The 11,823-nt window shown below is 71.2% G+C and carries 10 protein-coding genes; 2 read left to right on the forward strand and 8 right to left on the reverse strand.

What is annotated here, in order from left to right; genetic code table 11:
* Positions 1–5: 5 nt before the first annotated feature.
* The 6 genes from ASF50_RS02485 to ASF50_RS02510 all read right to left on the reverse strand — a co-directional run bounded on the left by ASF50_RS02485 (position 6) and on the right by ASF50_RS02510 (position 7,926).
* The gene (locus ASF50_RS02485) at positions 6–647 is read right to left on the reverse strand and encodes a DUF4396 domain-containing protein (protein WP_156697796.1); all 642 of its coding nucleotides are present in this window, start codon (positions 645–647) and stop codon (positions 6–8) included.
* A 100-nt stretch (positions 648–747) separates the two neighbouring features.
* Positions 748–2,433 carry a ribonuclease J gene (locus tag ASF50_RS02490; RefSeq protein WP_056863410.1) on the reverse strand — a complete coding sequence of 562 codons (1,686 nt, stop codon included), beginning with the start codon at positions 2,431–2,433 and terminating at the stop codon, positions 748–750.
* A gap of 72 nt (positions 2,434–2,505) precedes the next feature.
* On the reverse strand, positions 2,506–4,083 hold the full coding sequence (locus tag ASF50_RS02495) for a peptide chain release factor 3 (protein WP_056863411.1): 1,578 nt from the start codon (positions 4,081–4,083) through the stop codon (positions 2,506–2,508).
* Positions 4,080–5,084, reverse strand: coding sequence for an inorganic phosphate transporter (locus ASF50_RS02500; protein ID WP_056863412.1), 1,005 nt, complete (start codon positions 5,082–5,084; stop codon positions 4,080–4,082). The genes ASF50_RS02495 and ASF50_RS02500 overlap by 4 nt, the downstream gene beginning before the upstream one ends.
* 7 nt (positions 5,085–5,091) lie before the next feature.
* On the reverse strand, positions 5,092–5,712 hold the full coding sequence (locus ASF50_RS02505; RefSeq protein ID WP_235557532.1) for a DUF47 domain-containing protein: 621 nt from the start codon (positions 5,710–5,712) through the stop codon (positions 5,092–5,094).
* Positions 5,713–5,781: 69 nt separating this feature from the next.
* Positions 5,782–7,926, reverse strand: coding sequence for an RNA degradosome polyphosphate kinase (locus ASF50_RS02510; RefSeq protein ID WP_056903380.1), 2,145 nt, complete (start codon positions 7,924–7,926; stop codon positions 5,782–5,784).
* A 185-nt stretch (positions 7,927–8,111) separates the two neighbouring features.
* Between ASF50_RS02510 and ASF50_RS02515 the strand changes: the two genes are divergently transcribed.
* A complete protein-coding gene (locus ASF50_RS02515) occupies positions 8,112–9,047 on the forward strand; it encodes a family 16 glycosylhydrolase (RefSeq protein WP_056903381.1) in 936 nt (311 codons plus the stop codon).
* A gap of 82 nt (positions 9,048–9,129) precedes the next feature.
* A complete protein-coding gene (locus ASF50_RS02520) occupies positions 9,130–10,200 on the forward strand; it encodes an alpha/beta hydrolase (protein WP_228942513.1) in 1,071 nt (356 codons plus the stop codon).
* Between the two features lie 7 nt (positions 10,201–10,207).
* Here the strand turns inward: ASF50_RS02520 and ASF50_RS02525 are convergent, their stop codons facing one another.
* Together ASF50_RS02525 and ASF50_RS18750 are read right to left on the reverse strand one after the other, a co-directional pair.
* Positions 10,208–10,636, reverse strand: a complete 429-nt coding sequence (locus tag ASF50_RS02525) for a hypothetical protein (RefSeq protein WP_056903382.1) — start codon at positions 10,634–10,636, stop codon at positions 10,208–10,210.
* Positions 10,637–11,022: 386 nt separating this feature from the next.
* Positions 11,023–11,592, reverse strand: a complete 570-nt coding sequence (locus ASF50_RS18750; protein WP_156718043.1) for a DUF6318 family protein — start codon at positions 11,590–11,592, stop codon at positions 11,023–11,025.
* Between the last annotated feature and the right edge of the window lie 231 nt (positions 11,593–11,823).

An 11,823-nucleotide genomic window follows, 5' to 3' on the forward strand; every position in this document is an offset into this window, starting at 1 on the left:
CGAGGTCAGGCGGTCGCCACGCCGCGCCGCTCGGCGAGCCACCGCACCACGGGGTAGCCGGTGACCAGACCCAGGACCACCCCGAGCTGCATGAGGAACCAGAAGGCGCCCTCGGTCGCCGGCGGCATCAGCTCGGCGAGGTGGAGCAGCACCATCCAGCCGCCCATGCCCACGTCGAAGGCCAGCACGGTCAGCACCGCCGTCGCCGCCGCCGTGCCGACGGGGGTGCGGAGGGTGGCCCGCTCGTGGACGAAGAGCAGCGCGACGGCCAGCGCGCCGATGACCAGGATCATCACCCACAGGTCGATCCCGGCGATGGTGAGCCCGGAGGCGACGACCAGCGGCACCCCGACCAGGTGGGCCAGCGCGGAGGCCGACCCGCCGGGCAGCCCCTCCACCGCGGGGGAGGCGGCCCGGTCGGTCCGGTCGGCCTGGTCGCGGTGGCGGCGCCACAGCAGCAGCGCGAACGGTCCGAGGTAGAGGCCCGAGGAGATCCACACGACGTCGAGGGTGGGGGTACGCCGGCGGTGCCCGCGCAGCAGGACGTCGACGGCGATCACCGCCGCCGTGGCCAGCGAGAGGGCCAGGAAGACCCAGGCGAGGGGGGTGACCCAGTCGGGGACGCGGTCGTTCATCGGCATGTCCATCAGGGCGCCCACGGTAGCCGCGTGCCCCCAGCACGCCACCGGCGCGGCACCGTCCTCCTCGGACGGCGCCGCGCCGGTGGTCGTGCTCCTGGCCGGTCGCTCAGGCGTCGATGACCAGCGGGATGATGAGCGGGCTGCGACGGAAGGTCTTGTGCGACCAGCGGCCGATGTCGCGCCCCAGCATCTGCTCGAGCTGCTGGGAGTCGCCGATGCCCTCGGCGGCGGCGCGGGCCAGGGTGCGCTCGATGACCTTGATCGCGCCGTCGAAGGCGTCGGGGGCGTGCTCGAAGCCGCGCACCAGGAAGTCCGGCGGGTCGGCCAGCTCGCCGGTGTCGGCGTCGACGATGGCGAGCACCGTGACGACGCCCTCCTCGGCGAGGGTGCGCCGGTCCTTGAGCGTGGCCTCGGTGACGCCGCCGACGGTCTGGGCGTCGACGTAGACGTTGCCGCAGCGCACCTTGCCGACCACGGAGGCCTTGCCGTCGACGAGGTCGACGACCACGCCGTCCTCGGCGAGCACGACGTTGGCGGGGTCCATGCCGGTGCTGATGGCCAGGTCGGCGTTGGCCCGCAGGTGGCGGTACTCGCCGTGCACGGGCATCACGTTGCGCGGCTGCACGACGTTGTAGCAGTAGACGAGCTCGCCGGCGCTGGCGTGACCCGAGACGTGCACCTTGGCGTTGCCCTTGTGCACGACGTTGGCGCCCCAGCGGGTCAGGCCGTTGATGACGTTGGAGATGGCGTTCTCGTTGCCCGGGATCACCGAGCTGGCCATGAGGATGGTGTCGCCCTCGCCGACGCGGATCTTGTGCTCGCGGCTGGCCATGCGCGACAGCGCGGCCAGCGGCTCGCCCTGCGAGCCGGTGCAGACCAGGGCGGCCTTGTGGGGCGGGAGCTTCTCGAGCTGGTCGAGCGGCACGATCAGGCCGGGCGGCACGGTGAGGTAGCCCAGGTCCTGGGCCACGCCCATGTTGCGCACCATCGAGCGCCCGACGAAGGCGACCTTGCGCCCGTGGGCGTGGGCGGCGTCGAGCACCTGCTGGATGCGGTGCACGTGGCTGGCGAAGCTGGAGACGATGACGCGGCGCGGGGCCGTGCGGAAGACCTGCTCGATGGCCGGCAGCAGCTCGCGCTCGGAGGTGGTGAAGCCGGGCACCTCGGCGTTGGTGGAGTCGGTGAGGAAGAGGTCGACGCCCTCCTCGCCGAGGCGGGCGAAGGCGCGCAGGTCGGTGATGCGCCGGTCGAGGGGGAACTGGTCCATCTTGAAGTCGCCGGTGTGCAGCACCATGCCCGCGAAGGTGCGGATGGCGACGGCCAGGGCGTCGGGGATGGAGTGGTTGACCGCGACGAACTCGAGGTCGAAGGGCGCGTAGGAGCGGGTCTCGCCCTCCTTGACCTCCACCAGCACCGGCTGGATCCGGTGCTCCTTCAGCTTCTCCTTGATGAGGGCGAGCGTGAGCCGCGAGCCGACCAGGGGGATGTCGGCGCGCTCGCGCAGCAGGTACGGCACGCCGCCGATGTGGTCCTCGTGGCCGTGGGTCAGCACGACGGCGACGACGTCGTCGAGACGGTCGCGGATCCACTCGAAGTCGGGCAGGATCACGTCGACGCCGGGCTGGTGCTCCTCGGGGAAGAGGACGCCGCAGTCGACGATGAGCAGCTTGCCGTCGTGCTCGAAGACGGTCATGTTGCGACCGACCTCGCCGAGGCCGCCGAGGGCGACGACACGCAGGCCCTTGCGGGGCAGGCGCGGCGGGCGCTTCAGCTCGGGATGGGGGTGACTCATGGGTGCTCCTTCGGGGTGGTGCTGGCGATCGCGGGAGTCCGGCGCGCGTGCTCACCGACGCGGGTGCGTCGGTCAGGTGCTGGCCGGGAGCTCCTCGATCAGGATGTCGGGGTGGTCGCGGGCCACGGTGTGGGCCCGCCACTTGTCGGGGAAGAGCACGATGTGGGCGCCGTCGGCGCGCTCGAGGACCTCGATCTGCCGCACACCGCGCAGCACGTCGGCGTCCTCGGCGCGGGTGCGCCGCGCGATCGTGTAGCTCAACGAGTCCATGGTGACGGGTGCGTTGAACTCCGTCTCCATCCGCGCCGCCACGACCTCGAACTGCATCGGGCCGACCGCGGCGAGCACGGGGTTCTGGTCGCCGCGCACCGTCGAGCGCAGCACCTGGACCACGCCCTCCTGGTCGAGCTGCTCGATGCCGCGGCGGAACTGCTTGTAGCGCCCCGACTCCTTGGCGCGCACGCTCATGAAGTGCTCGGGGGCGAAGGTCGGGATGGCCGGGAACCGCACGGCGGGGCCGTCGTGGATGGTGTCGCCCACCCGCAGGGCGTTGGCGTTGACCAGGCCGATGATGTCGCCGGGCAGGGCGGTCTCGACCGAGGAGCGCTCACGGCCGAAGACGGCCTGGGCGTACTTGGTGGCGAAGGGTCGACCGGTGGAGGCGTGCTTGACCACCATGCCGCGCTCGAAGACGCCCGAGCAGACCCGGGCGTAGGCGAGCCGGTCGCGGTGGGCGGAGTCCATGCCGGACTGGACCTTGAAGACGAAGGCGCTGAAGGGCTCGTCGACCTCGCGCACGCCGCCCGCCTCGGTGGGCGTGGCGTGCGGGGGAGGGGCGAGCTCGAGCAGCCGCTCGAGGATCTGGGCGACGCCGAAGTTGAGCAGGGCCGAGGCGAAGAGCACCGGGGTGGTGGCGCCGTCGAGGAAGCGCTGCTGGTCGTGGTCGGCGCCGTCGGCCGAGAGCAGCTCGTGCTCCTCCTGGGCGGTGGTCCAGGCCTCGCCCTCCTCGGCGGCGGCCTGCTCGGCCGGCAGGTGCTGCTCGGGGGCGCGGGTGGAGCCGCCGGCGGTGCGCAGGTAGCGGATGAACTCCCCGCTGCGCCGGTCGAGCACCCCGCGGAAGTCGCCGGCGATGCCGACCGGCCAGGTCAGCGGGGTGGGCCGCAGACCGATCTGCTTCTCGATGCCGTCCATCAGCTCCAGCGGGTCGAGGCCGGGGCGGTCCCACTTGTTGATGACGGTGATGACCGGGATGCCGCGCAGGGCGCAGACCCGGAAGAGCTTGAGGGTCTGCGGCTCGAGGCCCTTGGCGGCGTCGACCAGCATGACGGCCGAGTCGACGGCCGAGAGCACGCGGTAGGTGTCCTCGGAGAAGTCGGCGTGCCCGGGGGTGTCGACCATGTTGACGACGTGGTCGGCGTACTCGAACTGCAGCGCGGCGGAGGTGATGGAGATGCCGCGGTCGCGCTCCATCTGCATCCAGTCCGAGACGGTGCCGCTGCGCCCGGCCTTGCCGTGCACGGCGCCGGCCTCGGTGATCACCTGGGCGTGCAGCACCAGCGCCTCGGTCAGCGTCGACTTGCCCGCGTCGGGGTGGCTGATGATGGCGAAGGTCCGGCGGGGCCGGTGGTCGTCGGAGAGAGGTCGGCTCATGGCAGCTGGAAGACGTACTTGCAGAGGAAGTAGAGACCCGCGGCGACGGCGCCGGCCGCGGGGAAGGTCAGCACCCAGGCGGTGACGATGGAGCGGGCCACGCCCCAGCGCACGGCCGAGAAGCGCTTGGTGGCGCCGGCGCCCATCACCGCGGAGGTGATGGTGTGCGTGGTGGAGATCGGCGCCTCGAAGACGAAGGCGGTGGTGTAGAGCACGCCGGCGGCCACGGTCTCGGAGGCGAAGCCGCGGGCGGGGTCGAGGTGGATGATGCGTCGGCCCAGGGTGCGCATGATCCGCCAGCCGCCGGCCCACGTGCCGGCGGAGATGGCCGCGGCGGCGGCCAGGATCACCCAGATCGGCAGGTCGTCGTCGGCGCCGGCGTACCCGCCCGTGACCAGGGCCAGGAAGATCACGCCCATCGTCTTCTGGGCGTCCTGGAGGCCGTGGCCCAGCGCCATCGCGGCCGCCGAGAGGGTCTGGGCGATCCGGAAGCCGCGCATGGTGCGGTGGGGGTTGCGCCGCCGGAAGCCCCACATGATGCCGAGCATGAGCAGGAAGGCCGCGGCGAAGCCGAAGAGCGGCGAGGCGATCATCGGCAGGATGATCTTGTCGACCACGACGTCCCACTTCACCACCGAGCCCGAGGCCAGCGCCGCGCCGACCAGGCCGCCGATGAGGGCGTGGGAGGAGGAGGAGGGAAGGCCGTAGTACCAGGTCAGCAGGTTCCACGCGATGGCCCCGAGCAGGCCCGACATCACGATCACCAGCCCGTGGGACCCCCCGGATTCCGGGGTGATCACCGAGCCGACGGTGTTGGCGACCTCCTGTCCGAGGAAGGCGCCGATGAAGTTCATGATCGCGGCCATGCCCAGCGCGACCCGAGGGGTCAGCGCCCGCGTCGACACCGAGGTGGCGATGGCGTTGGCGGCGTCGTGGAAGCCGTTGGTGTAGTCGAAGACCAGGGCGACGACGACGACCGCGATGACGATCGCGAGGTCCATGAGGGGCTCAGGACTCCTTGACGGCGATCTGCTCGACGGTGTTGGCGACCCGCTCGAAGGCGTCGATGGCGGCCTCGAGGCCCTCGACGATGTCCTTGAGCTTGAGCACCTCCATCGCCTTGTACTCCCCGGAGAAGAGGTGGGCGAGGATCCGTCGGTGGTTGCGGTCGCCGACGTTCTCGAGCCGGTTGATCTCGATCCAGTACTCGTCGAGCGACTGCATCGAGCGCAGGTTGGGCATCGCGGCGGCGGTGATCTCCGCGCAGCGCTGGAGCACGTCGACCTGGTCGGTCAGCAGCTCGGTGGGCATCGCCTTGACCTCGTAGAGCATGAGCATGTCGACGACCTCGTCCATGCAGTCCATGACGTCGTCGAGGCCCGAGGCCAGCGCGTAGATGTCCTCGCGGTCGAACGGGGTCACGAAGGTCTGGTTGACCCGGCGGATGATCGCGTGGGTCGTCTCGTCGGCGGCGTGCTCGGCCTCGCGCATGCGCGCGGCCACGTCGGCGAGGTCGGCGGTGCTGTCGAGGGACTCGGCGAGCAGGCCCGTGCCGACCAGCAGGTGCTGGGCCGACTCGGAGAACTGGTCGTAGAACGCCGTCTCGACCGGCCGGAAACGCAAACCCACGGAGAACTCCTGGTGAGGAGGAAAAGAACCGTCGGCCATGCTAGGCGCAAGGGGCCCCAGGCGGGAAAGTCAGGTGCTCTGGCGCCGCCGGCGCTGGCCCTCGATCAGCTTCTCCTGCAGGTGCACCGGGCCGTGGTTGCGCGTCCACGTGCCGTCGCTGTCGAGCAGCCAGGCGTCGGTCTCGGGGGCGAAGGCGATGTCGAGCACTCGGTCGATCTCGGCCAGGCTCTCCTCGCCGGGCAGGCGCACCAGCACCTCGACGCGGCGGTCGAGGTTGCGGTGCATCATGTCGGCCGAGCCGATCCAGGCCACCGGCTCGCCGCCGTTCTCGAAGCGGAAGACCCGGCTGTGCTCGAGGAAGCGGCCCAGCACCGAGCGGACCTCGATGTTCTCCGACAGGCCCGGCACGCCGGGGCGCAGCGAGCAGATGCCGCGCACCAGCAGCTGCACCGGCACACCGGCCTGCGAGGCGAGGTAGAGGGCGTCGATGACCGCCTCGTCGACGACCGAGTTGGCCTTGAGACGGATCCGCGCGGGACGACCGGCCAGGTGGTGGCTGATCTCCTGGTGGATCTGCTCCACGAGGCCGAGACGCACCGAGTCGGGGGCCACGAGCAGCTCGTCGTAGGAGGCGTTGCGCGACCAGCCCGAGAGGTTGTTGAACAGGTGCGCGACGTCCTCGCCGATGCGTTCGTCGGTGGTGATGAGGCCCAGGTCCTCGTACATCCGCGAGGTCTTGGGGTTGTAGTTGCCCGTGCCGATGTGGGTGTAGCGGCGGATGCCGTCGGGCTCGTCGCGCACCACCATCGCCAGCTTGCAGTGGGTCTTGAGCCCGACGAGGCCGTAGACGACGTGGCAGCCGGCCTGCTCGAGCTTGCGGGCCCAGCGGATGTTGGCCTGCTCGTCGAAGCGCGCCTTGATCTCCACGATGACCAGCACCTGCTTGCCGGCCTCGGCGGCGTCGATGAGGGCGTCGATGATCGGGGAGTCGCCCGAGGTGCGGTAGAGGGTCTGCTTGATCGCCAGCACGTGCGGGTCGGCGGCGGCCTGCTCGATGAAGCGCTGCACCGAGGTGGCGAAGGAGTCGTAGGGGTGGTGCAGCAGCACGTCGTGGCGCCGCGCGGCCTTGAAGACGTCGACCGGGGCCGCCGACTCGACCTCGGCGAGGCGGTAGTGGGTGGTCGGCACGAACGCGGGGTACTTCAGCTCCTCGCGTGCGATGTCGGCGATGCCGTGCAGGCCGCGCAGGTCGAGCGGGCCGGGCAGGTGGAACACCTCGTCCTCCCTGACCCCCAGCTCCTCCTTGAGCAGCTCCAGCACGCCGGGGGAGATCGACTCCTCGACCTCGAGGCGCACCGGCGGGCCGAAGCGGCGGCGCAGCAGCTCCTTCTCCAGCGCGGCCAGGAGGTTCTCCGCGTCGTCCTCCTCGACCTCGAGGTCCTCGTTGCGGGTGACGCGGAAGGTGTGGACTTCGAGGATGTCCATGCCGGGGAAGAGCCGGCGCAGGTGCTCGCCGATGACGTCCTCGAGCGGCACGAAGCGCTCGTTGCCCAGCGGCACGAAGCGGCTGAAGATCGGGGGCACCTTGACCCGGGCGAAGTGCTCCTTGCCGGTCTTGGGGTTGCGGATCAGCACGGCGAGGTTGAGCGAGAGGCCCGAGATGTAGGGGAAGGGGTGGGCCGGGTCGACGGCCAGCGGGGTCAGCACCGGGAAGATCCGGTCCTTGAACATCCGCTTGCACTGCTTCTGCTCCTCGCGGTCGAGGTCGTCCCAGCGCACCAGCTCGATGCCGTGGTCGCCCAGCGCGGGCACGATCTCGTCGCGGAAGAGGTGGGCCTGGCGCTCGCTGAGCTCGCGCGTGGTGGTCCAGATGTGGTGCAGCACGTCGCGCGGCATCAGGCCGCTGGCCGCGCGCACGGCCAGGCCCGCGGCGATGCGCCGCTTGAGGCCGGCCACGCGGACCATGAAGAACTCGTCGAGGTTGCTGGTGAAGATGGCCAGGAAGCGGACCCGCTCGAGCAGCGGCAGGTCGCGGTCCTCGGCCAGCTCCAGCACGCGCTGGTTGAAGCGCAGCCAGCTCAGCTCGCGGTCGAGGAACCGGTCGTCGTACTTCTCCACCGCCGCCAGCGCCTCGTCGTCGGGCACGTAGGGCGGCTCGACGTCGAAGGGCTCCTCGGGCGCGGCGTCGTGGCTCTCGACGATCTCGGCGGACATGGGCCCAGTGTGGCAGTCGCGCGTGAACGGGAGGTGTCTCGCGCGACGGCTCGCGAGATCGGTGCGCCGGACCGGTGCGCGGGGCCGGTGTGCGCCGGTTTCGCCGCGCGACGCGGGCGGGGTTCACTGGACGTCGTACGACGCCCCGCGCGGCGCGGTCGCGGGTGGGAGACGGAGGAGGGGTCGTGGCACGTCGAGTCCGGCTCCGTGCCCGTCGCAGCCTGGCCGCGCTCGGCCTCGGTGCGACCGTGCTCGCCGGCTGCGCCGCCTGCTCGGGCGCGCCGGACGCCGCTGACCCGGCCGACCCGTCGGGTCCGGCCCCGTCGTCCCCGGCGTCCCCGGCGTCCCCGGTGTCACCGGGGGAGGAGGGCGCCGTCGGGGCGCCCGGGCTGGTGTGGTCCGACGAGTTCGACGGCGAGGCCGGCGCCCCGCCCGACCCTGCTGTATGGCAGCCCGACGCCTTCGGCCACGGCGGAGGCAACAACGAGCTGCAGTGCTACACCGACGACCCGGCCAACGCCTCGCTCGACGGGCAGGGCCACCTGGTCGTCTCGGCGCTCTCGGCGCCGGGCCACACCTGCGCCGACGGCACCGTGCGCGACTACACCTCGGCGAGGCTGACCACCGAGAGCAGCCTGTCGTGGCAGTACGGCCGCCTGGAGGTGCGCGCGCAGGTGCCCGCCGGGGTCGGCACGTGGCCGGCCTTCTGGGCGATGGGCACCGACCGGGCGGAGGTGGGCTGGCCCCGCTCGGGGGAGATCGACGTGATGGAGCACGTCGGGCGCAGCCCGACCCTCGTCACCGGCTCCATCCACGGGCCCACCGAGGCCGGCACCCGGTGGCAGGTCACCCGCGAGCACGACGCCGGCGCGCCCCTCGCTGACGGCTTCCACACCTACGCCGTCGACTGGGGGCCCGACGGGCTGGAGTGGGAGCTCGACGGCCGGCCGTGGGGCGGGGTGTCGCGAGCCGAGGCCGAGCAGCTGGGGCTGTGGGCCTTCGACAAGCCGTTCTACCTGCTGCTCAACCTCGCGATCGGCGGTGACCTGGGAGGCCCGGTCCCGCCGGAAACTCCCTTCCCGCAGTACCTCGTCGTCGACCACGTGCGCGTCTACCAGTGACGGTGCCGCGTGCGTCGGCGCGGGACCTCCGGTGGCTGGACCTCCTGCCGCTGGGCCGGTCCGTCGGCTAGGTTCCCTACTCGTGAGTAACGGATCGCCCCTCCAGGCCCTCGCCCACGCTGCGCAGAAGGCAGCGCTCGGCGCCGCCATGTCGCTGCCGCCGTCCGTCCAGCGGCGGCTGGCGGGCTCCCCGGTGGTGCTCGACGGACAGACCCTCGCCGTCGACACCCAGCTGATGCTGAAGCTGCAGAAGCTCTCGGGCGACCCGCCGATCGAGACGATGGCCTTCCCCGACGGCCGGGTGCAGGCGCGGGTGCAGACCGCGATGGCCGGCGGCAAGCAGCCGATCGGCGCCGTGCGCGACCTCGAGGTCGCTGGGCTCCCGGCGCGGCTCTACACGCCGCGCGCCCGGGTGTCGGTCGCCGTACGGCAGCCTCCTGCGCCGCTGCTGGTGTTCTTCCACGGCGGCGGCTTCTTCTTCGGCGACCTCGACACCCATGACGCGACCTGCCGCATCCTCGCCGAGCGCGGCGAGGCCCTCGTGCTGGCCGTCGACTACCGGCTAGCGCCGGAGCACCGCTTCCCCGCGGCCTACGACGACGCCGTCGCCGCCTACCGCTGGGCCGTGGAGCACGTCGAGGAGCTCGGGGTCGACCGCGACCGGATCGCCGTGGGCGGCGACTCCGCCGGGGGCAACCTCGCCGCCGGCGTCGCGCTGGAGGCGGCCCGCTCGGGCCTGCCGTGCGCCTTCCAGCTGCTGGTCTACCCCGCCACCGACGCGACCCGCGCCACCGAGAGCCTGCGCTTGTTCGGGGCGGGCTTCTACCTGTCGGCGGAGTTCATGGAGCTGGCCAACGACAGCTACATGACCGAGGGCCTCGACCCGCGCGACCCGCGCCTGTCGCCGGCGTACGCCGACGTCCCCGAGGGGCTGGCCCCCGCCTACGTCTGCACCGCCGGCTTCGACCCGCTGCGCGACGAGGGCGAGGCCTACGCCCGCAAGCTGTCCGACGCCGGCGTCACGGTCGAGCTCAAGCGCTTCGAGGACCAGATCCACAGCTTCTTCAACATCGTCGGCGTGGGCCGCAGCTCGCGCGCGGCCGTGGCGGAGATCGCCGACCGGCTCCGCGCAGGGCTCGCGCCGCGCGGCTGAGGCGGCGTCAGCGGTAGTCGACGAGCTGGTTGGTCACCTCGGTGACGGTGAGGTCGACGGGGTCGCTGGTGATGTCGACGCTGCCGGGCACCGGCTGCCACGGCCCGCCGTCGACGCGGTAGTCGGCGGTGTAGACCGTGGTCACCCGCGGCCGCACCTGGCCCTGCTCGAGATAGGTGTGGGTCAGCTCGAGGTCGGGGTACGGCGCTCCCGGCTCGGTGGTGCTCAGCCCCTCGCCGTCGCCGAAGGCCCACCGGAACTGGCTGGGGGTGATGTCGAGGTCGACGCGTCGCCCCAGCAGGGTGACGGTCTCGGTGAAGGGCTCGGCGGCGGTGAAGAAGTTGGTCTCGAAGTTGATGAGGGTCCTGCCCCCGGGCGGCTGGACCGAGAGGTCCGGCTCGGGCAGCGGTACGCGCTCGAGTGCTCGCTGCACCATGCCGGGGGTGACCTGTGGGGGAGCAACTATTGCGGTTGGTGAATTAATGGGACAGGAGGTGCCTGTCTCCCACACCTCTCCATCGGGCGACGTGAAGGTCCAGAGAGTGACCGGTGTCCCGTCTGGGCACAATTGAGGTTCGGCGCAGGTTTGGGCGCCGCCGACTGCGCAGATGGGGCTCGACGACCATGTCCCCGGGGTGGGACTTGCGGAATCTGACTCTCCGGCTTGAGAAACTGAGCCCGCCTGAGACGGCGGTGTCTCAACGGCATTGTTGGCCCAGAACGCGCCGTCGCCCGGCAGCACACCGGGGTCGTCCGCCGCCGCCGGGACAACTCCCTGCAGTCCGGCGGTCATAAGGGTCCACAACAATGCTTGTGACAGGTTCATGCGTCTGCCCGCTGCCAACGCAGCACTCGCAGAGATCCTTGGAATCGTTCAACGATGAACTCGTACTTCCCAGGCCCACCCTCGTAGCGCGTCGGGCCATCCCCCGGGATCCTGATTACTTGCGGCGACGTCTCGGTCGTCGCGGTAACGGTGAATCCTCGAATCAGACCGCCTCGGACCGAGGCAGCATCTAAGCCGACGACGCGCACATCGCCGCCTTCGATCTGCCCCCCTGCATCAAAGATCGCGGCTAGGGCTTCGGTTCCGCCCGCACACGCCGAGCAATTTGGATTCACTATCTGCGTTGTCACTTCCGCTTTACCAGAGGTCTGTGCGTAGTTGACGAGATCGAAGTAGAAGCGAACGAGCGACTTAGCGGCCGCGGCGTTCGTTCCTTCCGCCGCACGGGGGAGTTCTGGCACGGGGGTTGTCGTCGGTGCCTCACTAGCAGACGGCGCGAGTGACGGGCTGGGATCTGCGATTCGTGGCTCCGGATCGTCCGAGCAACCGGCGATGCTCAGCAGTGACACGGTCATGGCTGCGGCGACGAGAGCAGAGGGCTTCACGAAGGGGTCCTTCCCGAGGGGACCGGCCCCAGGACCGAGGGGACCGTACGGTGAAATTAACCCGAATCGGCGCGTCGAAACCACTGGTGTGCCGCCGTCCTGTGGACAAGTCGGCGGGACGGCCACGGGCCAGTCGGGATCGCGCGACTCCACTCGGCCCGTGACCCGGCACTGCGGAGCGCCACGCTCGGCTGCCCTGTCGGTGGGCCGCAGAAGTGGCGGGAAATGACG

Origin of the sequence: Nocardioides sp. Leaf307, assembly GCF_001423135.1 — a bacterium.
Taxonomy (GTDB): domain Bacteria; phylum Actinomycetota; class Actinomycetes; order Propionibacteriales; family Nocardioidaceae; genus Nocardioides; species Nocardioides kribbensis.